Below are 19,923 nucleotides of genomic sequence, written 5' to 3' on the forward strand. Positions count from 1 at the left end.
CCGTGGTTATCGTTTTGTTCGTGCTGGGATACTTCGGATTGAGATAGAGCCGTCTGGACATCGGATGGACCTCTGAGGCTGATCGTTGCCCAAACCGTCGCGTCAGCCGCATGGGATAGACGGGGTAAGTGAGTCTTCAGGCCAAGCCCTGAGGATGGCCCCAATCAGCGACGCGTGTTGCCTGAATGGTCGATACGCACAGCCCGTTGCGGCGAAAGGGACGTGTTCGCCAGCGTACCGACTTCAACGTGAACGGCAGTCATCCTTGATTTGTCAGGGCTGCATGATGAAGACATGTTTTCTTCTGAATGCCCCGGCGCGCGGCGGCCTGTTCAAGGTGGTTGGCATGCACCTAGTGACACTCCGCGCCTGCAACTGTCCGTCCGAGTCGAGGTCGTTCAAATGAAACCCACCCGCGCCATCACATTCACCACCAGCGCAGCGTTGCTCGCGCTTGCAACTGGCCTTTATGCGCCCCTTGGTCGGGGGCAAAGCTATGCACCCTCTGCGTCGGTCATGCACCCCAACCCCACACATGAGACGGTGCGCGCAGGTGTTTCCGATACGTCAATCACGACCAAGGTCAAGGCCAACCTGCTCGATCAGAAGAAGCTGAGTTCCATGCACATACACGTGCGTACGCGCGACGGCGTGGTACGCCTGACCGGCAGTGTTCCTACCGCTACGGAACGGCGGATGGCAACTGAGGTGGCCAAGGGCGTCACTGGCGTGACGTCGGTGGAGAACCATTTGGGCCTCCACAAGTCTTGAGCGCTTGCCTGGTTTCTGAGGCGTCCTTGTTGGCCGGAAACAGTTGGGCGGCACCTTGACGGCGTGCGCCGGCGGCCGTGAGCGGCCGAGTCACAGTCACGCAGGAGGGATCCATGCACAGAGTCATTACCCCCGCACAGCAAAGCAAATCGAAGCCTCGCGGTCACGCATCCAAGCCTGCGCCGGAGGGTGGGCATACCTATCAGTCCATTGTGGACGCCTCGCTGGAGATGACATTTCCGGCGAGCGACCCCATCTCGCCGAGCGCCGCCATGTACGCGGAACAGCAGGTCAGTACCCCTCGCGACAGGACCGACTGGAGCCTCGCTGTCGGCAGCAAGAAAGCACCTTCCGGCGTCAAGCCGGCAACACAACGCAAGGGCAAAACCCGTGCGCAATGACAGCGTGCCCAGGCCAGCGCCCGACGCTGGTCCGATGGGCCACCTGCTCTACCTGGAGTCACACCATGAACGTCAATGAACTGGACCCTCAAAGCACCGGGCCACGCGCTGTCATCGTCGGCAGTAGTGAACTGAACACCTCTGGCCCCGGCCCTGTGATCATGGCCGCCGACACGCTTGTCGGCAATCTGGTTGTCGGTCCGAGTGGCGACAAGCTCGGCAAGATCGATCACATCATGCTCGATGTTCCCCGCGGGCAAATCGCTTATGCGGTGCTGTCGTTCGGAGGTTTTCTAGGCGTAGGAACCAAACTGTTCGCCGTGCCCTGGTCGGCGCTGACACTGGACACTGTGCGCAAGAGCTTTGTACTGGGTATCGACAAGAAGCGGCTGGAAGCCGCGCCAGGCTTTGATCAGACCCATTGGCCGAGCATGGCGGACTCGCAATGGGCCACCAGTATCCACGAGTACTACGGCACGCCCCCGTATTGGCAGGCAGACCGGCACGCGCGGGAACTGCATGCCTGATTGCACCTGAGAAACGCATCCTGAACCGCTTCTCAGCGGACGATCACCCGCACCGGGCCCGGAGCCCAGCCGCATCGTCTCCGTGGCCCATCCAGACCTGGCCGCCGGCACGCACATCTTCCTGATCCGTGCCAGCAGGCGGGCGATATGCGGTGCGACAGATTTTCTGCGAGTCCGAGATGCCAGAACCGGTTGAACCGCGTCCGCTGAGGCATGTGGCGCATCTGAAGCCTTCCGAGCCCTCCAGCCTGCAGAGCCTTGTCAACCTCGCCATCGGGGTGACCGTTGTCGCTGGGCTCTATGTGGGGCGAGACGTTCTGATCCCCATCACCCTCGCTGTCTTCCTCAGCGTCCTGGTAACGCCGCTGGTGAGTTTTCTTTGCCGTATCAAGCTCGGCCGGATCGTCTCGGTCCTGGTTGCAGTGACAATTTCGGTTTCGGGGTTGGTCTTGCTAGGCGGCGTGATCGCGGCCCAGATCACCGCGCTGGCCATCGACATGCCGCGCTATCAGGCCACCATCGAACAGAGGCTCAACACCGCGCATCGTCTGACGATTGGAAAGCTCAGCAGTATGGCCGGCACCGCTGACAGGGCGTTTCAGCGGGCAACCGTTGATTTGCCACAAGCGAGCGAGCCTCGCGCTGCCGTACCGCAGGCCAAGCCTCCCACCGCGCTTCCGGTCGAGGTGGTCGAGCCGACTCCGAGCGCGTTTCATCTGGCACGGCAGGTGCTCGCCCCGGTTGTCAGGCCGCTTGAGACCGCGTTCATCGTATTCATCGTAACGATCTTCATCCTGCTGCAGCGTGACGACCTCCGGAATCGAGCCATCCGGCTGTTCGGGTCAGGCGATTTGCATCGGACCACCACTGCGATGGATGACGCTGCGCTCCGCCTCAGCCGGTATTTCCTTTTGCAATTCACCGTCAATGCTAGCGTGGGGGTTGCGATCGGGACCGGGCTCTTCCTGATTGGCATACCAAGTCCGGTGCTGTGGGGCATGCTGGCTGCACTGTTGCGCCTGGTGCCCTATGTGGGAATCTGGATCGTCGCCGTTCTGGCTACCGCCCTGGGCGCAGCCGTCAGTCCTGAATGGTCGATGGCGATCTGGTCCCTGGCGCTTTTCGTGTCCGTCGAACTATTGGCCGGTCAGATCATCGAGCCGATGCTATATGGCCATAGCACCGGTATTTCCCCATTCTCCGTTGTGGTCGCCGCGATCTTCTGGAGCTGGATATGGGGCCCGATCGGGCTGATCCTGTCCACCCCGCTGACGCTTTGCCTCGTCGTACTCGGCCGGCATGTCGGGAGACTCGAAGTGCTCGACGTGCTGCTGGGTGATCAGCCCACGCTCACGCCAGTGGAGACCTTTTACCAGCGAGCGCTAGCCGGTGATCCGGATGGGGCGCTAGAGCAAGCCGAAGTTCTGCTGCGCGACCGATCGCTCTCCTCGTACTACGATGAAGTCGCCATCAAGGGACTGCAGCTTGCAGCCAGTGACGTGTCGCGCGGCGTGGTAACCGCCGCACAACTGGTGCGAATAGAAACCGTGGTGAACGATCTCGTCGAGGGCCTGGAGAGCTTTGCAGACGTTGAACCGAGTCCAGATGAGCCTGACGACCACGCCGCTGCGCTGGCTCCATCCACCGCTCAACTGGGTTCGCCCTCGCCGGATGCCACGTCCCCGTTGCGGAGTGTCGAGATGCTATCGGCTAGAAGCACGGACGGCCACGTCCTTTGTATCGCCGGAAGAGGCCCACTTGACGAACTGGCGTCGACCATTCTCGTCCAGCTCCTGGGAAAGCACGATCTGGATTGCCGGGTTGTCCCGCATGACACGGCCTCGCGTGCCGGGATGCAAGGGATGGCCGTCACCGCGCCGACCACTGTGTGTATTTTCTATTTGAATATTGATGGCATTCCGTCCCACTTGCGCTACCTTGTTCGGCGCGTGCAGCAGCGTTTCCCGGATGCGTCGATCGTCGTCGGTCTCTGGACAAGCGGTGATACGGATCATTGGAGTGAGGCGCTCCAGTCCGCGATCGGTGCCCATCACTATGCCACTTCGGTTCGGAGCATGGTGGACGCATGTCTGGCTGCGATCAGAACCGAGAATGCGGTGGATCCTGAGCCACATGCGGGGGTCGTGGAAACCTAGGGCCCGTCTCTGAACGTCCTTAGGGGGACAGCCACGGCGATCATGGGCGTTGCCGCCATGGCGATGTTCCTGCTATAGGCATCGACACGCAAACACGTGATGCACATGTCGAGGTTGGCCTCTTGCGGCAGTAGCTCTGCCGCAATGGCAATGCCTGCTTCAGCGGGCAAGCTCCGCGCATTGTTGCCCCAGTAGTATCCCCGCGCTGAATGCCAGGCCAGGAGAAACGAATCCCTCCGGAATGGCCGCCTGTGCCCAAGGGGTGACACGTCCATTGTTGGGCGTAAAGCGATATTCAGAAAACCATCGCCGGTCACTACGCTGCGTCGTGCGTATTTCAAGCGTTCCGTTTGACAGGCTGAGCGAACTGTTCATAGAAATCCTCGTGGCGTTTGCCTCGGTATGCCGGGGTGTGCCGGCTCACTGCAATTTGTGACTGCAGCGTAACGGGATGACGGGGGGCTGTCGGCCCGGTACCGTACAAAACCCGGTTCGTGATTTCCCCTCGCGACCCCGTTGCGCCGCCCGCCCACCTGCGCGAAGACACGAAGACAATCGAGCCTCAAGCTGCGTGATCGTTGCGTCTGCCGCCGTACCGACACCCGTCCAGCGAGCGAGGATATTGAGGCTTGAGGCATTCGCGCGACACATACCTAGGGCCGCGAGGGTGACTTGGTGGGCTGTACGCCGTTCATGGTCTGTACAGAAAATTCAAGTCTCGCGTCAGCGTTCTCTGCAACAAGATGCTTGGGATGCGATCGAGACGGAGGTGCACAAAATGCGTAACGATCGAATAGCAGGACTGTGCGGCGCGATGTTGTTGATCGTGACGCTTGCGACGGGGTGTGCCGGGATGTCTCGACGCGGTACGGATACGGCCATCGGTGCCGGTGTCGGCGGAGTCGCGGGCGCGGTGCTGACAGGCGGCAGTGCGGTAGGGACAGTGGGCGGTGCCGTCGTTGGCGGGGTGGTGGGCAACCAGGTTGGCAAATAGCCTGGGTGTGGCGATGGAGAGAAAGTCGGCGTCCCCCTCGTCATGGGAACGCTGATTTCCATGCCGTCTCGGTGGATGGAAGGCGGCGTGTAGCTAGCGTTAACGTGTCGCCATCGTCAGCAACCGTACAGACCGCATCACGACTGCGGAGCAAGAATGTTTGCTCGTTGGACGGGGCTGCTTTCTGCGGACATCGCGCCGGCGTTCAAAACTCCACGCATGGCGCGATCAAGATACAAGATACGCGTGCCCGGCGACCAATGTGGGTATCGACTTTGCAAGGAGCATTGTCATGAACAAGGACCAAGTGAAGGGGCGTATTGAACAAGCGAAGGGAAAGGTGAAAGAAGCTGTTGGTAAGGTCACCGGAAACGACGCGACCGTAGTGAAGGGAAAGACCGAACAGGCTGCGGGGAAAGGGCAAGCCGCGTACGGCGATGCGAAGGCGCAGCTCAAGAAGCAGCGCAAGCCCTGAGCGAGTATCGCAGTCGACATGCAGACAAGTGCAGTTTCCGATGCCTCACACCGAAGCTTGAGCTGGCAGCGAACGCGCACCGTAGGCCCCGCGCGCGCTGTCAGTCCAATACAGGGAAATGGTGCGGCGATATTGGCGGTTAGTTTGGACGGTTAAACGCCGGCCCGGCTCCTCGACGTTGTGCTCTGAAGCGATACGCCGAGGGCGCCTGAGTTGGCGCGTTTGTCATTGATTCAGGTCAATTCGTTCCTGTCGAACAGAACTAAAACAAACCTATATGTACTGTTCCCATCCTCCACGGCTTTGGGATGCTCAGCGATGGACCCGGGTCACGCCGAATACACAACCCGCCTTCGTTAAGGCATATTGAGGAGACTCTAAATGACGTTAGGAACCATTCTGCTGATTGTTCTGGTGCTGTTGCTACTGGGCGCGATTCCGACCTGGCCACATAGCAGAGGATGGGGTTATGGCCCCAGTGGCATTCTCGGGTTCATACTGCTCGTGGTCATCGTTCTGTTTGTGTTGGGCAAGCTATAGCGCATCAATTCTCCCCGCATTCTCTGGCCATTCTTGGGCGGCCTTTCTTTATTGCGGGCACGTACTGTTCCTGGACTGAAGTCCAAAATAAGAATTGCGCCGACACATTGTGCGGCGCTCAGCGATGACGAAAGGGGGACAAAGAGGGGGGACAAAGACGGGGGCATAGACGCAAGGCGCGGCTAGGGCGAGGGCCGGCAGCGCCTGCATACTGAGTATCAAGCGCGTCAAGATTGGAGATGCCACCATCAGGCATGCCTTTTCGACGCACGGTGACGCGGCGCAATGACGCGCTGCGCCACGCGTATGTCCTGCAACTAGCGGTCGCTCTGACCGCGTTCCTCGTTCCTTCTCTCCCCACGCTGTTCACGCCCTTCTGTCTGCGAAGGTGGTGGTTCGGAGCGCTGCTCACGTGTCGTTTGCGCGGGAGGCTGCTGCCCGGGTTGCCGGTTTTGTGACCGTGCCGGCTGCTGTGGCTGCTGTGGCCGATCTGGTTGCATGCGCTGCTGATCCGGCAATCGTTGCTGACCGGTCGCCTCTCGTTGCGGCTCGGGGCGCGGACTACCTGCTGCGTTACCGTGCGGTTGAGTACGTTCCGGCATTGCCTCCTGCGACGGTCGTGTCGGCGGAGGCTGCATTGGTTGGGGTGAAGGCATCCGTTGCGCGGGTTGCCCGAACTCGGGTTGGGTGGGCCGCTCAGGCTGCCGCCGCTGACCGGGGAACGCATCCTCGCGTTGATTCAGCGACCGCCTTGGCTCAGGCGCCTGCGGTTGCGGTGCGGGGCGTGCGGCGCCTGGGCTATTACCCTGTCCGCCAAAGTGCTGCTGCGTTACGCTCTCGCGCGGCTGGTAGCGGTAGTTCTCGGAGCGAATCAAGTTCTGTTGCTCTGGCGCGCGAGGATAGCGGTCTCCAGAATACCGGCGCTGGTAATCCGGTAACGGCGCTGGAGGTGGCACGGACCGACGGTCCCACTGGTCCCATCCACCGCGACGCTCTTCCCAGTTGCGGCCCCAATGTTCTCCCCAGTGTGGCGGCGCGTTGCCATTCCACCCACGAAAATACACAGGCGGCTTCCGGTAGTAGCGCACTGGAATGCGGAGCACGAACAGCGGCACTTCCTCCGGCCTGACAAATTCCCATGGCCCGTTGTACCAGTTGCTTGCATACCAGTTGTCTTCTTCGTACACCCAGTACAGCCCGTCGTAAAAGAAGTAGTTCGTCTGCGCGCGAGGCGCGTAGTAGACGGGGTAGCCTGGAACAGGGACAAGTTCCGGATACCCCGGCAAGTTAATGCCAATGCTGACGCTAACTTCGGCGTGAGCCAAAGTCAGTGGGCAAAGCAGTATTGACAAGGCAAAGAGCAGGGAGCGCATTTTCGATTCTCCTACCCGATACAGCCGCAGCCATATCGAGATCAGGCCGGCAAGGACTGGGAGGTGCAAGAGGCGCGCGAACGCTATGCCGTTGTGGAGCGAAAGTGCGGCGATCAATTGCCAGATCTCCATCGATCTGACGTGGAAGCACCATCTTTTTAGTATAGGGGGGCATCCGAGATACGCATTGGGGAGCGTAGTAGAGATTAATACCGAGGACTGCGGAATTTAGACGATGCTGCTGTGCCAAGCACGCCCGTTCGGCTTTTCTGGAATAGCCTTGAACAGCTCAATGTCTTCGGAATGGACGGAACAACCGATGTTAACGAGCAGTGGATGCGCTGCTTGCCGGCTGCGCTAAAAGATCCGATGAAGTGGCGGTGTCTGGCCTCGCCACGGGCGCCCTAGAATGAATGAGCCGGGTCACGATAGCCGCGTGCATACCGCTCTGCCCAATGCCATGCATCAGTCGTGAAGACGGAAGATACGTTTGCCTCCCGAAAAACACGAGCTGGAGCACGATGATGCGCTCACCTGTCAGAAGCCCAGTCAGCCACCCGCCGCGCAATCGCGGACGCGTGCTCACCATTCTGGCGGCGTGCTGTTGGCTACACCAAGGTCTCGCAGCGCAAGGGGCAGACGACGCCGCCCGCATGCGGGAGACATACCAGCGCCTGATTCCACGGTTCGACCGCAACGCGTTTCATCGGCAGCTGTATCTCGATTCGCAAGAGTCGCGATCCGTGGTCAAGGGCGAAATCTACGCGGTGATGGACTACCCCTTCGCGACCGTCAACGGCACCTTCAATGATCCGTTGCAGGGGCCAGTGAACTGGTGCGATGCGTTGATGCTGCACCCCAACATCAAGCATTGCCGTGTGTCCGGCGGTGGCAACGGAAACACACTGATCGTCAACATCAGCCGGAAGCCGGTCGCTGAAAACCTCGCGTCCACTTACCTGGTGCAGTTCGATTACGACGCAACGAACGCCAGCCCGGGATACCTGCAGGTCAAGCTGCACGCCGACAGCGGACCGTTGAACACGCGGGATTACCGGATCGTGCTGGAAGCGGTGTCGCTCGGCGGCGACCGTACGTTCTTGCATCTGACCTATGCCTACAGCTACGACATGATCGGGCGCCTTGCGATGAAAGCCTATCTGGCGACATTCGGTCGCGGTAAGGTTGGCTTTACCAACATTGCTGATCCGTCGGCCGCGCAAGAAGAATACGTCAGCGGAGCGCGCGGCCTCATGGAGCGCAACACCATGCGCTACTACTTGGCTGTCGATGCGTACCTCGGCGCGCAGTCGAGCCCGCCAGACAAGCGACTGGAACAAAGTCTGAGCAACTGGTTCAACGCCAGCGAGCAATATCCGCGGCAGTTGCATGAAATGGAGCGGCAGCCCTATATGCAGATGAAATATGACGAATACCGGCGGCAACGGACCACGCCGTAGTGGGTGAATCGAACGGAAGCGATCTGCGCTGCGGTGCCCGTGGAGTGGACTCTCTCGCGTTTCCTAGGAATCGATGATGATTCGCTTGCTCAAGCAGGTTGCGGTGGCAGCCTGCTCCCTCTCGATCACGGCCGGTTGCACAAGCCTGCCCGACACGCAGTTCCTGAGCGAGCGCTATGCCACCCATGCCGCGCGATTTGGAAGCGCGTGGGGCCCGCTATCGGCGAAGCACAGTGCTGCCATCGTCGCCAACCTCAAGCGCAATGCCGGCGATACCGCGCTTCTGGACAAGCAGATCGCACTTGAGCAAGACATCGGCGGCGGCCCACTCATGGTCGGCAATGAGGTCAGCCTGTTGCAAGATGGCCCCGCGACCTACCGCGCCATGTTCGCTGCCATGACCGCGGCGAAAGACCATATCAACCTGGAAACCTACGGCATCGACGACAGCGAAGTCGGGCAGCAATTCGCAGATTTGCTGATCGCCCAGCAGTCGCGTGGTGTCCAGGTGAACCTGATCTACGACAGCGTGGGCGCGCTCCACACTACCAACGCGTACTTCGATCGCCTGCGGGCAGCCGGTGTGCATGTTCTGGAATTCAATCCGGTGAATCCGCTGACGAGGTTTAGACCCTGGGCGCTTGGCCATCGAGATCACCGCAAGCTCTTGATCGTCGATGGGCGCACGGCGTTTCTTGGCGGTATCAACATCAGCGGCGTCTATTCGAGCGGCTCCTCCTTTCGGCGGCGGTCTGGAGCATCAGACAAGGCTGATGCAGTGCTCGGGTGGCGCGACACGGACGTGCGAATCAGCGGCCCGGTCGTCGCTGAGTTTCAGAAGCTCTTCATGCAAACCTGGAGCACACAGCATGGCAAGCCACTGGACCCGCGAAACTACTTTCCCGATCTGTCGCCCCAGGGCACGGAGATCGTTCGCGCAGTCGGCAGTACGCCGAATGATGCGTTCAGTCTTATCTACCTGATGCTCATCGCGGCGATCAGCAATTCCGAAAAGTATGTGTACCTCACCAACGCCTACTTTGTCCCCGATCCGCAACTCGTGAAGGCGCTGGTCGAGGCAGCCAAGCGCGGAGTGGACGTCCGGCTGATTCTGCCTGGCCACTCCGATTCGGCATCCGCGTTTTATGCGGGCCGCTCGCATTACGAAGATCTGTTGGTGGCAGGCGTGAAGATCTACGAGCGCCGAGGTGCTCTGCTGCACGCCAAAACTGCGATCGTGGATGGCGTCTGGTCGTGCGTTGGCTCCAGCAACCTGGATTGGCGCAGCGCGCTGGACAACGACGAGATCAACGCCGTGATGCTAGGGCAGGCGTTCGCACGGCAAATGGAAGCTGCGTTTGCGAAGGACATGGCGACATCCGACGAGATCGAGCAAGTCAGCTGGAAGCAACGATCCCTGCTGCTGCGCATGAAAGAATGGACCGCCCGATTGTGGGGACGCCTTCTTTAGCCGAGCAGAGCGACCACTGCGGGCGCAAGGAACACCGTGGCCCGCAGTATGTCCGGGCCAAACGCCAGAAGAGTTTGAGCGCACCCATTCACGATCGCCCTGCATCGGGCGTGACGTGGCGCGGGCGTCGGGATCGTTGAGCCCACGCCAAGACGGGCTCTGCGGCATTCAACGTGGGACGATGATCACGGTGCCGTCTGCTGCGACGCCCCGGGCGCCGGTACTGCCGGTGTTGCCCTTTGCGCCGGTATTGCCGGTCGCACCCGTATCACCGGTTGCCCCGGTGTATCCCATTGCACCGGTGTCTCCGGTTGCGCCAGTCCCGCCTGTCGCCCCAACACGTCCCATGGGTCCGGTGTACCCGGTATTGCCAGTGTTGCCGGTCGCACCTTGCGGTCCGGCCGGGCCGGTGCACGCCATCGTGGCGAGTGCCATCAGCGCTGCGAAAATCAGATTCGAATATTTCATGATGATTACTTCCCCTTTGCTGACTTGAACCGCCCACGGAATTGCAGGCAATTTTCCAGGCGGATCACGCGCAACCGATATCGAGCTGCAGCAGGCAAGGGACTCAGGCATCTTCAGACAACAAGATTGGCAACCGCTGCTTTCGTGTCTTCGTGACCTTGGAGGGCTTAGGAATAACGGACCGCCTCACCCGTAACGCTAGAGGAGGGCGATCTCATCGTCGGTACGCTAACGGGCATGTTTTGCGGATAGTTCGGATGGCATCAACGTGCACCCGCCGGCATCGGACCGGTGGATCCTGGTGGATGGACCTGCCCGGCGAAGTTGCCCGGCCAATCTTGAACGTGTGGTTCGCTTAACTTTGAACGATCCGGGGATGCCAACGGTTTCGTCAGCCTCAGCTGCGTCGACGATCGCCTGACGGAGGTGTTCGTCTCCAAAGTCATCAGCGATGCCCACCAAACGTGAGCCGCCCCATCATCACCAGTTGGGTCGCGTCGAACCCGGGGCCGACTTGGCTGGAGACGAGCGGCGGGGCCGGCGTCAGACCGTCATGCCGCCGTCGACGACGATGCACTCGCCGTTGGTGTAGCTTGCTGCGTCAGACACCAGGTAGAGCACCGTGCCGGCCATCTCGCGCGGCTCGGCGTGACGGCGCAGTGGGATCTCGCTGATCCAGCGGTCGTAGGTGGCCTTGTCTTCAAAGAGGGCGCCTGCGAACTTGGTCTTGGTCAGGCCCGGGAGCAGCGCATTCACGCGAATGCCGAACGGCCCACATTCCTTGGCGAACGCGCGCGTCATATGCGCCACGGCGGCCTTGGTGATGGAGTAGATGCCCTGTTTGTCGCCCGGGTGCAGCGCGTTGACCGACGCGGTATTGACGATCGCGCCGCCGCCCTGCGCCTTCATCATCTTGCCGGCTTCGACCGACATGAAGAAGTAGCCCCGGATGTTCACCTCCACGGTCTTCTCATAGGCTGCCAGGTCCGTGTCGAGGATGTGGCCGAAGTGCGGGTTTGCCGCCGCGTTATTGATGAGGATGTCGAGCCGGCCGTGCGTGCGGCGGATGGTGTCGAACGCCGCCGCAATGTCTTCCATGCGGCCGACGTGGCAGGCGAGCGCTTCGGCCTTGCCGCCTGCCGCGCGGATGCGCTCCGCCACGACTTCGCAATCCGCCAGCTTGCGGCTGGACACGATCACGTGCGCGCCTTGTTCTGCAAGCAGCTTGGCAATCTCCTCGCCAATGCCGCGGCTGGCGCCGGTCACCAGGGCGATCTTTCCGGTCAGGTCGAACAGGTTCGTGCTCATGGTGTGCTCCTCCAATGGTGGTGTGTTGTAGGCGTACGCCTGGGCGTTCAGCCGTATGTCTGGAATGCGCGCCGCGCGGGCTCGTCCAGATGCGGGATGCCGTTGAAGGTGGCCAACTGGAACGATTGGGCGTTGAAGAAATACTGCGAGACGCTGCTGTTGCGGATCTGCAGGTTCAGCGCGATGGCGCTGGTGGGTGGGGCGGCCAGCACCTGTTGCGCCGTGACGGCGATGGGACCGCCCGAGCTGACCGCCAGCACACGCTGTCCGCCGCCGGCCTGGATGGCCGTGCGTGCATCGGCCACGCGCTGCTGGAACGTCGCCCAGGTCTCGGGCAGCGGCCCGCGGATCTTGCCCTCCGACCACAGATGCAGCACCTGCTTGAGCGCCCGGTAGTGGTCGCGCATCGAGCCCGACGCCAGTTGCGTTAGCGCCGGAAAATCTTCGCCCAGCGCGGCAAACAGCCCCTGGAAGTCGTATTCGTTCAGCCCGGCATGCTGCTCGTGCGCGGTGCCCGAAATGCCCATGCCGCGCAGGATGCCGTCAACGGTCTGGCCATGGCGGCGCAATGTGCCGCAGATGACGCGATCAAAAACGATGTCTTGCCGCGCGAAATATTCACCGAGCCAGACGCTCTGCTGCTCGCCGCGTTCGGAGAGCCGATCGTAATCTGCGGCGCCAAACGAGGCTTGTCCATGCCGTACGAGATAAAGCTCCGCCATCGCCTGCTCGCCAAATCAAAGGGGGATCAGATTAGCGGCGCGTGCATTATTTGTGAAATTTATTCTTTGAATGACCGGTAATGCATGGCGTAAATAGTCTGGCCGCTACCGGGCCCCTCCACGGCGCCACTGCATGACTTGCCCCCAAGGACAAGCTGCGGGTGACACCCGTGCTCCTTGCGCAACATGGCCGCCCGCGCCGCACCGATCTTGTGTGTAATGGCCGTTTTGCCACTCCGCTACAAAGGTCCCACATGAAACCGTCCCGCCTTGCCGTTGCTGCGCTGCTGCTGTGTGCCTCAGGTTTGTCCTGCGCTGCCGATGCCAATCCCAAGGTGCTGTCCGCTGCCGAGGGCTACCGTGGCGATGCGCTGCAATTGCTTGAGCGCTTGGTGAACATCGATTCGGGAACGGGCAACGAAGCTGGGCTCAGCCAGATGGGCACCATCGTCACCGGCGAACTGCGCAAGGCCGGCGCCCAGGTGGAAACGGTGTCCGCATCGCCCGCCGTGGGCAACAACATCCTCGCCACATGGAAGGGCACGGGCAAGACGCGCATCCTGCTGATGGCCCACATGGACACCGTTTTCAAGGACGGCACCGCCCGCGCCAAACCGTTCACCATCAAGGACAAGCGCGCCTACGGCCCCGGCGTGATGGACGACAAGGGCGGCGTGGTGGCGGGCTTGTACGCGATGAAGATCCTGCAGCAGCTCGACTTCAAGCAATACGGGCAAGTCACGCTGCTGCTCAACACCAACGAGGAAACCGGCTCCAAGGGCACGCGCGCGTTGATCGAGCGCGAGGCCAAACAACATGACGTGACGCTCAACCTGGAGCCGGGCCGGCCCGCCGATGGGCTGGTCGTGTGGCGCAAGGGCAGCGGCACGGCGGAGATCGGCATCAAAGGCAAGGCCGCGCACGCCGGCGTCGCACCCGAATCGGGTCGCAACGCCGCGACCGAACTGGCGCACCAGGTGCTGCAGCTCGGCAAGCTGGGCGACAGCACCAAGCAGACGACTTTCAACGTCACGGTGCTCAAGGCGGGCGATGCAACCAACGTCATCCCCGACCATGCAACGGCTTACGCAGACGTGCGCGTGGCCGTGCCGGAAGAGTTCGACCGGGTGGAGCGCGACCTCACGCGGGTGTCCGCCAACAAGCTGATCCCTGATACGGACGTGAAGACCTCGCTGGTGCGCGGCTTCCCCCCGATGCCGCGCAATGCCGCGTCGGACCAGCTTGCCGCCAAGGCGCAAGCCATCTACGGCGAGATCGGGCGCAAGCTCACGCTTGAAGGCAGCGGCGGCGCGGCCGATTCCAGCCTGTCGGCCGGTGTCGGCACGCCCACGCTCGATGGCTTCGGGATCGTCGGCGGCGGCATTCACACGCCGGACGAATACGCGGAAGTGGAGAGCGTCGTGCCGCGTCTGTATCTGCTGTCGCGCATGATCATGGAGCTTGCTTCGAGCAAGTAAGCTGCGTGCCGGTGGTACGCAATGAACGGGTGACAGAGCGGTGCTGTCACCCGTTTTGTTTTGCTGCCCGCGCGGCCACTACGGCCACTACGGCCACTAAGCAGGCAGGGGCGAAAGCATGCCAAGCCATGCCACGAGCGCCAGGATCAGCATGGCAAGACAGGTTTCCGCCCGCAGGCTGTTGTGCAGTGCCTTGACCGCGCGTGTGGAGTCGCCCGCGCGGATCGCGGCCGCAAGCCGAGGGCTCAATCGATAGCGATTGCCTGCAGCCAACGCGAGCATCAACACAAACAGCGCGAGCTTGCCGAGCAGCAACCATCCATACGGCGTGGTGAAGAGTGCGTCGAACGATGTGCCTGCGACAAGCACGTAGTTGACGACGCCCGTGGCGATCAACATCCCCACGATGCACGTGCCGATGGTCGCGAAGCCGCTGGCGGCGCGGCTGAGCGTTTGCACCGTATCCGGCGTGCTGGCCCGTTCGGCAGACGACAGCAACACGAAGGCGACCAGCGCACCCACCCACATGCCAGCCGCCAGCAGATGCACAATGTCGGCGGCCAGATGGAGCGCGCCGCGCAAGCCATCGTCCATGGCGCCGTGTCCGGCCCATGCCAGTGTTGCCAGGGCAATGGCGCCAGACGCCGCAAGCCTGATCGGTTGGTGGCGTGCACCTCGGCGCCATGCGATTGCCATGAGCAGGCCCGACGTAAGCGCCGCCACGCGCACCAGCCACGCCGCGCCGACGGCGGTGCCTGTCAGGATCATATTGAAGACGTGGCTGGTCAGTTGGCCGTAGCGGGTGGCGCCGGTCATCGACTCGGCCATCGTCACCACGTTCCAGATCGACAGCATGATGCCGGCCAACGCCGATCCCTCGGCCACCCCGCCATACAAACGTGAGATGGCCGACGATCGGTCGGCTGTGCCCAGCCCATAAACGCTGAAGAGCGATACGCCAAAGAGCACCATCAAATCCAGATACAGCGCAAAGCGCAGGCTGACGGCCAGCCAGTCCTCCGGCATTGCGTTACTTGACCTTGAACGTAAGGTTGCCGGCCACGCGGTGCGTGTCTGCGGCCACAACATGCCAGTCAACGCGATACGCCCCGGGCGCGAGCGGCTGCGTGGGCGATACGGTCAGTGTCCGCCCGTCGCTGCTGGTGCCGACCTTGGCGGCGACATTTGTCGTTCCGGATGCCGCCGTCGTGACCAGCGTGGCGTCGCAGAACTGGGCGACCAGTTTTTCCGAGAAATGGAGCGCAATCTGGGCCGGCGCAGGGCCAACGGATTGGTCGGCGGGATTGGCCGAGAGCAGCTTCGGATGGGCCAGCGCCAGCGAGGCGGCGAGGGCGGCACCCACGGCCACACACGCTTGGGCGATTCGGGAAGGGCTGAGCATAGGCATGCAAGATTTCCTGCGAAGTTCGGGGCAGGCGGCTAGCGTAACGCATTGTTTTGCGCTCGGGCGCTGACTGGGGACGCGCCCGCCTGCCCATGTGCGCGCGGCAACGCAAGGCCGGACTATATGTAAACGACCACATGCCGCAACCCGCATTGCTGGGCCGATGTGCTATCGTCGCCGCCACGAAAAATGAACACATTCCGGGTATGCACGACGTCGTCATCAGCGGCACGGGCCTGTGGGTCGCGCCCGAGGTCATCACCAACGAAGAGCTGGTCGCCTCCTACAACGCCTACGCGCAGCGCTACAACGCACAGCACGCAGCGGCGATTGCCGCGGGCGAGCTGGCTGCGCTGGCGGAGTCGTCGGCGGAGTTTATCGAGAAGGCTTCGGGCATTCGCCAGCGCTACGTGATCGACAAGGCCGGCGTGCTGGACCCGACGCGCATGCGCCCGCATCTGACGCCGCGCCCGGATGATGCGCTGTCGCTGCAAGCCGAGATTGGCGTGGCCGCCGCACGCGAAGCATTGGCCGCTGCCGGCCGCGATGCCGCCGACGTCGACATGCTGATCTGCGCAACGTCCAACTTCCAGCGCCCGTATCCGGCACTGGGCGTCGAGATTCAGAACGGCATCGGCGCGGGCGGTTATGCGTTCGACATGAACGTCGCATGCTCGTCGGCCACCTTCGGCCTGGAGCAGGCCATCAACGCCGTGCGCAGCGGCACAGCGCGCGCCGCGCTGGTGGTGAGCCCCGAGATCACCTCCGGCCACCTCGATTGGAAAGACCGCGACTGCCACTTCATCTTTGGCGACGTGTGCACGGCCGTGCTGGTCGAGCGCGCGGAAGACACCCGCTCGGCCGACGCCTGGCGTGTGCTCGGCACCCAATGCGCGACGCGCTTTTCCAACAATATCCGCAACAACGCCGGCTACCTCTCGCGCAGCGAAGACCGCAACCCGGAAGACCGCGATCAGCTCTTCCACCAGGAAGGCCGAAAGGTCTTCAAGGAAGTCTGCCCGATGGCCGCCGAGCACATTGCCGGCCATCTGCACCAACTGGGCCATGCGCCGGCCGACGTGCGCCGCTTCTGGCTGCATCAGGCGAACCTGGCGATGAACCAGCTGATCGGCAAGCGCCTGCTGGGGCACGATGCGTCGGCGGACGAGGCGCCCGTCATTCTGGATGAGTTCGCCAACACCGCATCAGCGGGTTCCATCATTGCATTCCATCGTCACCGTGCTGACCTCAAGCCGGGCGACCTGGGCATGATCTGCTCGTTTGGTGCGGGCTATTCGATCGGCAGCGTAGCGGTGCAGAAGCTGTAGCCGACCCCCAACGACCCGCATCCACTTGCGCGCGCCGCTCAGGTTTGACCCGGTAGCGTCGCCCCGAAAAAATCCAGCGCCCGGCGCACGGCCCGGGCATGCACCGCATCACGATCCACGCCGGGGTTGTCATTGCACAGCAGCGGCACCTGGGCTGCGCCGCCGGGCAGGCAGGTATCCATGAGCGTGTAGTGCGACGCGCCAGGCACGAGCAGCAGATCCGCCTTGGGCAACAGCTTGGCGACACGGCGTATGTTGGTGTCGATGGGCACGGTGACATCCGCATCTCCGGCCATCAGCGAGACCGGTATGGCGATGTTGCCAAGCGACGTGGCGTCCATCGCCATGCCCAGTGCAGGCGCCATCGCAAAGACGGCCTTGATTCGCGCATCACGGTAGGACGCGCCGGAGCGGGCGAGGGACGCTTCCGTCTGCGGTGTCCGCGTTGTGTCGGCGGCGGGGTTGATCTGTGCGCGGGCCATCTCTGGCGGATGGCAGATCGCATCGGCGCTGGGTGAGCCGCAGAACGCCATGAAGGCCAGGAAGTCGGTGCGCGCGCCAGCCAGTTCCAGCACGGTATAGCCCCCCAGTGAAAAGCCCACCGCGCCGATGCGCGTGCGATCCACATGGGCGCCCAAAACCGGATCGGCGAGAACGCCATCCAGCACTTCGCTCATATCGGTCGCGCGTTCCCACCACAGCATGAAGCCGTCGCGCGTGAGCGGCTCCAGGGCGGTGTTGCCCGGGTGGTTCACGCCCGCGACGATGTAGCCGTGCGCAGCCAGTGCAGCGGCCATCCAGTCGAGGCTTGCCGCCGTGCCGCCGGTGCCGTGTGAAAGCAGTAACAGCGGATACTGCGCATGCGTTGACGCGACCGCTGCTTCGCTCGCAGAGGCCTGCATGCGGAACGGCGACCGGCCCGGCGCATCGATGTTGTGCGAAACCTCCGGCACAGAAACCTCCACCGGATACCAGACGTTGGTGATGAGCGCCTGCGTGCGCGCCCCGCGCCAATTACGCTCAGCCTGCGGGTGGAACGCTCGATTGGTTTCACCCACGTGGTACGGAGCAGCCGGCTCGGCCGCGGAATCGACAGAAGCGGGCGAAGCTGCAGATGCGGCGCCCATGGTAAAGGCCGCCAGCGCGGCGGTAACGCTACGACGCAACATCGTTACTCCTTGCAGATGGGAATCATCAGATCGGTCACGCAGGCACGCGGCGGGTGGTGTCGCCCGGGGCTGCGATACAACTCAAGCGCCGGCCGGTCGTCCGGCTCGAAGCCGTAGCTCGGGAGGCAGCCGCCGTAGAGCGCCTGCATGGTGGGCGCGATCAGCGCGTAGGGGCCGATCAGCCGGTGGCAAGCGTAGAGGCCGGCTTCGATGCGCATCGGCTGCAGGCGGCCGGTCATGGCGCGCGGCGCATCGAGGATGACGCCCGCGAAGTATTCGAACGAGCCAGGCGTTTCCGGATCGCCATAGCAGACGCCAATACGGTCGGGCGCATCCGCAGATTCCGGGTCGATGCCGAGCAACTGCCGCAGCATGACGAAGGTCTGGCGGATGGTTGCGATCGGCCCTTCGTGGCGCAGGCAGAGCGCGTGCAGCGGCGGCTGTTCGATCAGCTCGATCGGTGGCAGCTCTGCGGCATCGGTGCTGTGCACGCTCAGCGCCTGTTGCCGGGTTTGGAACGCGCGCGGGCTCACGCCGGTGAACTCGCGGAAGGCGCGGGCGAATGCTTGCGGGCTGCCATAGCCGACGTTGAGGGCGACATCGGTGACGGAGTCTTCCGCGCCGCTCAAACGCTGGGCGGCCTGCGCCAGCCGCATGCGCTGGACAGTCTCGAACACGCCTTCGCCGGTGAGTGCCCGGTAGATGCGGTGAAAGTGAAATGGCGACAGGTGCGCCACCGCCGCCAGGCTCTGCAGGGTGTGCGGGGCGGCAGGGTCGGCCAGGATCGCTTCGATCACGCGGGCGATGCGGCGGTAGTAGTCGTGTTCGGTGCGGGGCTTCATGCGCCAAAGAATAGTCGCCCTGCAGGCTGTGCGCGGTGCAGCGATTGCGCAAAATGTGCGGGTCGGAGGGGGGGGCGCTATCGTCCGCCCATTGCCCGCAAGGTGGAGGCGAACGTGCGCAGCGCCTTCTTTGCGACTGGATCAGCGAGCCGCGAATGCAGCACCACGCTACGCGGCGGCAGCGGCGGCAGGCCGAGTGTTTCGCCTACGTCGATGGTGCCCGGCGGCGCCACGCGACGGCTCAGTGCGGCGACGGCCAGGCCGGCCGCAACGGCAGCGCCGATGGTGCCCACCCCCCCGCCGACGAAGACTTCCTGCCACGCAATGCCCGCCGCATCCAGCACGGTCACCGCCATCTCGCGCACGCGGCACGGCTCGGCCTGGGTAGCCAGGTAGAGCGGCTCGCCGCTGCGGTGTTCAAAGTCGGGCGCGGCCATCCAGCCGAAAGGCTCATCCATGAGGACTTCGCCGTCCGTGCGTCGGGTGTCGTGGCGCAGCACGACTGCGGCATCCAGCAGGCCGCGCTCAAATGCATCGAGGATTTCACGCGAGCTGTCGATGCGGATTTCCAGCGTGAGCGCCGGTTCGGCCCGCCCCATCTGACGCAGCAGGCGCGGCAGGTCGGCCCCGACGATGTGGTGGCTCATGCCGACCGACAACCGCCGCCGTTCCACGCCAAACGAGCCGAGCGCGCCTTCGTGTGCGGCGACCAGCTCGCGCGCCGCCGCGAGGAACGCTGCACCATCTTGCGACAGCCGCACCAGGCGCGGCGTGCGTTCCAGCAGGCGGCGGCCCAGCGTATCTTCCAGCCGCTTGATCTTCAGGCTCACGGTGGATTGCGTGGAATCCATGGCCTCTGCCGCGCGCGTGAAGCTCTTCAGATCGGCGGTCAGCACGAAGGCCTGGACGGCCTCCAGGTCGAGCATTCTCATGGTTCAATCATTTTGAAATCGAATGATTGAAATATCGTAGGATGTATTTTTTAAATGATCAACGTAAGGCATGCTGTGGTCACTGCAAACCACGGAGTTCACC

Annotated in this window: 18 protein-coding genes; 11 read left to right on the forward strand and 7 right to left on the reverse strand. The window is 62.8% G+C overall.

The window, feature by feature from the left end; translation table 11 throughout:
- The first annotated feature begins 402 nt into the window (after positions 1 to 402).
- The 9 genes from R2N16_RS10915 (at position 403) to R2N16_RS10955 (ending at position 10,168) form a co-directional block, all read left to right on the forward strand.
- Positions 403 to 771: a BON domain-containing protein gene (locus tag R2N16_RS10915; protein ID WP_316665690.1), complete on the forward strand. Its 369-nt coding sequence runs from the start codon at positions 403 to 405 to the stop codon at positions 769 to 771.
- A gap of 113 nt (positions 772 to 884) precedes the next feature.
- Positions 885 to 1,172 (forward strand): hypothetical protein, encoded by a 288-nt coding sequence (locus R2N16_RS10920; RefSeq protein WP_316665691.1) that lies wholly within the window; start codon positions 885 to 887, stop codon positions 1,170 to 1,172.
- 65 nt (positions 1,173 to 1,237) lie between these two features.
- Positions 1,238 to 1,699, forward strand: a complete 462-nt coding sequence (locus R2N16_RS10925) for a PRC-barrel domain-containing protein (protein WP_316665692.1) — start codon at positions 1,238 to 1,240, stop codon at positions 1,697 to 1,699.
- A gap of 179 nt (positions 1,700 to 1,878) precedes the next feature.
- Positions 1,879 to 3,855 (forward strand): AI-2E family transporter, encoded by a 1,977-nt coding sequence (locus R2N16_RS10930; protein ID WP_316665693.1) that lies wholly within the window; start codon positions 1,879 to 1,881, stop codon positions 3,853 to 3,855.
- Positions 3,856 to 4,669: 814 nt separating this feature from the next.
- The gene (locus R2N16_RS10935) at positions 4,670 to 4,849 is read left to right on the forward strand and encodes a YMGG-like glycine zipper-containing protein (RefSeq protein ID WP_487384027.1); all 180 of its coding nucleotides are present in this window, start codon (positions 4,670 to 4,672) and stop codon (positions 4,847 to 4,849) included.
- A 292-nt stretch (positions 4,850 to 5,141) separates the two neighbouring features.
- A complete protein-coding gene (locus tag R2N16_RS10940) occupies positions 5,142 to 5,324 on the forward strand; it encodes a CsbD family protein (protein WP_316665694.1) in 183 nt (60 codons plus the stop codon).
- Between the two features lie 381 nt (positions 5,325 to 5,705).
- Positions 5,706 to 5,864 carry a DUF3309 family protein gene (locus tag R2N16_RS10945; protein WP_316665695.1) on the forward strand — a complete coding sequence of 53 codons (159 nt, stop codon included), beginning with the start codon at positions 5,706 to 5,708 and terminating at the stop codon, positions 5,862 to 5,864.
- A gap of 1,897 nt (positions 5,865 to 7,761) precedes the next feature.
- A complete protein-coding gene (locus tag R2N16_RS10950; RefSeq protein ID WP_316665933.1) occupies positions 7,762 to 8,697 on the forward strand; it encodes a hypothetical protein in 936 nt (311 codons plus the stop codon).
- A gap of 73 nt (positions 8,698 to 8,770) precedes the next feature.
- Positions 8,771 to 10,168: a phospholipase D-like domain-containing protein gene (locus R2N16_RS10955; RefSeq protein ID WP_316665696.1), complete on the forward strand. Its 1,398-nt coding sequence runs from the start codon at positions 8,771 to 8,773 to the stop codon at positions 10,166 to 10,168.
- A gap of 1,011 nt (positions 10,169 to 11,179) precedes the next feature.
- On the opposite strand, the gene R2N16_RS10960 is transcribed toward R2N16_RS10955, so the two are convergent.
- Entirely contained in the window at positions 11,180 to 11,944 is a 765-nt protein-coding gene (locus tag R2N16_RS10960; RefSeq protein ID WP_316665697.1) for an SDR family oxidoreductase, read from the reverse strand.
- A 47-nt stretch (positions 11,945 to 11,991) separates the two neighbouring features.
- Complete coding sequence (locus R2N16_RS10965) at positions 11,992 to 12,666, reverse strand: histidine phosphatase family protein (protein WP_316665698.1); 675 nt, start codon at positions 12,664 to 12,666, stop codon at positions 11,992 to 11,994.
- A gap of 254 nt (positions 12,667 to 12,920) precedes the next feature.
- Here R2N16_RS10965 and R2N16_RS10970 point away from each other — a divergent pair, with 254 nt between their 5' ends.
- A complete protein-coding gene (locus tag R2N16_RS10970) occupies positions 12,921 to 14,144 on the forward strand; it encodes a M20/M25/M40 family metallo-hydrolase (protein WP_316665699.1) in 1,224 nt (407 codons plus the stop codon).
- A gap of 96 nt (positions 14,145 to 14,240) precedes the next feature.
- On the opposite strand, the gene copD is transcribed toward R2N16_RS10970, so the two are convergent.
- Positions 14,241 to 15,170 carry a copper homeostasis membrane protein CopD gene (copD, locus tag R2N16_RS10975; RefSeq protein ID WP_316665700.1) on the reverse strand — a complete coding sequence of 310 codons (930 nt, stop codon included), beginning with the start codon at positions 15,168 to 15,170 and terminating at the stop codon, positions 14,241 to 14,243.
- A 4-nt stretch (positions 15,171 to 15,174) separates the two neighbouring features.
- The gene (copC, locus tag R2N16_RS10980; protein WP_428984112.1) at positions 15,175 to 15,552 is read right to left on the reverse strand and encodes a copper homeostasis periplasmic binding protein CopC; all 378 of its coding nucleotides are present in this window, start codon (positions 15,550 to 15,552) and stop codon (positions 15,175 to 15,177) included.
- 203 nt (positions 15,553 to 15,755) lie between these two features.
- Here copC and R2N16_RS10985 point away from each other — a divergent pair, with 203 nt between their 5' ends.
- A complete protein-coding gene (locus R2N16_RS10985; protein ID WP_316665701.1) occupies positions 15,756 to 16,877 on the forward strand; it encodes a beta-ketoacyl-ACP synthase III in 1,122 nt (373 codons plus the stop codon).
- Positions 16,878 to 16,915: 38 nt separating this feature from the next.
- Here R2N16_RS10985 and R2N16_RS10990 read toward each other — a convergent pair whose 3' ends face one another.
- The 3 genes from R2N16_RS10990 to R2N16_RS11000 all read right to left on the reverse strand — a co-directional run bounded on the left by R2N16_RS10990 (position 16,916) and on the right by R2N16_RS11000 (position 19,820).
- On the reverse strand, positions 16,916 to 18,046 hold the full coding sequence (locus R2N16_RS10990; RefSeq protein WP_316665702.1) for an alpha/beta hydrolase family protein: 1,131 nt from the start codon (positions 18,044 to 18,046) through the stop codon (positions 16,916 to 16,918).
- Positions 18,047 to 18,048: 2 nt separating this feature from the next.
- Positions 18,049 to 18,888, reverse strand: coding sequence for an AraC family transcriptional regulator (locus tag R2N16_RS10995; RefSeq protein WP_316665703.1), 840 nt, complete (start codon positions 18,886 to 18,888; stop codon positions 18,049 to 18,051).
- 77 nt (positions 18,889 to 18,965) lie between these two features.
- Positions 18,966 to 19,820 (reverse strand): LysR family transcriptional regulator, encoded by an 855-nt coding sequence (locus R2N16_RS11000; RefSeq protein WP_316665704.1) that lies wholly within the window; start codon positions 19,818 to 19,820, stop codon positions 18,966 to 18,968.
- Between the last annotated feature and the right edge of the window lie 103 nt (positions 19,821 to 19,923).

The sequence above is a fragment of the Ralstonia psammae genome, assembly GCF_958405935.1.
Lineage (GTDB): Bacteria > Pseudomonadota > Gammaproteobacteria > Burkholderiales > Burkholderiaceae > Ralstonia > Ralstonia psammae.

Coding starts and splice junctions, on each gene's coding strand:
- R2N16_RS10960 (WP_316665697.1), bottom strand. CDS start 11,944: ATGAGCACGAACCTGTTCGACCTGACCGGAAAGATCGCCCTGGTGACC.
- R2N16_RS10985 (WP_316665701.1), top strand. CDS start 15,756: ATGCACGACGTCGTCATCAGCGGCACGGGCCTGTGGGTCGCGCCCGAG.
- R2N16_RS10935 (WP_487384027.1), top strand. CDS start 4,670: ATGTTGTTGATCGTGACGCTTGCGACGGGGTGTGCCGGGATGTCTCGA.
- R2N16_RS10930 (WP_316665693.1), top strand. CDS start 1,879: ATGCCAGAACCGGTTGAACCGCGTCCGCTGAGGCATGTGGCGCATCTG.
- R2N16_RS10940 (WP_316665694.1), top strand. CDS start 5,142: ATGAACAAGGACCAAGTGAAGGGGCGTATTGAACAAGCGAAGGGAAAG.
- R2N16_RS10990 (WP_316665702.1), bottom strand. CDS start 18,046: ATGTTGCGTCGTAGCGTTACCGCCGCGCTGGCGGCCTTTACCATGGGC.
- R2N16_RS10945 (WP_316665695.1), top strand. CDS start 5,706: ATGACGTTAGGAACCATTCTGCTGATTGTTCTGGTGCTGTTGCTACTG.
- R2N16_RS10950 (WP_316665933.1), top strand. CDS start 7,762: ATGCGCTCACCTGTCAGAAGCCCAGTCAGCCACCCGCCGCGCAATCGC.
- R2N16_RS10925 (WP_316665692.1), top strand. CDS start 1,238: ATGAACGTCAATGAACTGGACCCTCAAAGCACCGGGCCACGCGCTGTC.
- R2N16_RS10955 (WP_316665696.1), top strand. CDS start 8,771: ATGATGATTCGCTTGCTCAAGCAGGTTGCGGTGGCAGCCTGCTCCCTC.
- R2N16_RS10915 (WP_316665690.1), top strand. CDS start 403: ATGAAACCCACCCGCGCCATCACATTCACCACCAGCGCAGCGTTGCTC.
- R2N16_RS10920 (WP_316665691.1), top strand. CDS start 885: ATGCACAGAGTCATTACCCCCGCACAGCAAAGCAAATCGAAGCCTCGC.
- R2N16_RS10970 (WP_316665699.1), top strand. CDS start 12,921: ATGAAACCGTCCCGCCTTGCCGTTGCTGCGCTGCTGCTGTGTGCCTCA.
- copD (WP_316665700.1), bottom strand. CDS start 15,170: ATGCCGGAGGACTGGCTGGCCGTCAGCCTGCGCTTTGCGCTGTATCTG.
- R2N16_RS11000 (WP_316665704.1), bottom strand. CDS start 19,820: ATGAGAATGCTCGACCTGGAGGCCGTCCAGGCCTTCGTGCTGACCGCC.
- copC (WP_428984112.1), bottom strand. CDS start 15,552: ATGCCTATGCTCAGCCCTTCCCGAATCGCCCAAGCGTGTGTGGCCGTG.
- R2N16_RS10965 (WP_316665698.1), bottom strand. CDS start 12,666: ATGGCGGAGCTTTATCTCGTACGGCATGGACAAGCCTCGTTTGGCGCC.
- R2N16_RS10995 (WP_316665703.1), bottom strand. CDS start 18,888: ATGAAGCCCCGCACCGAACACGACTACTACCGCCGCATCGCCCGCGTG.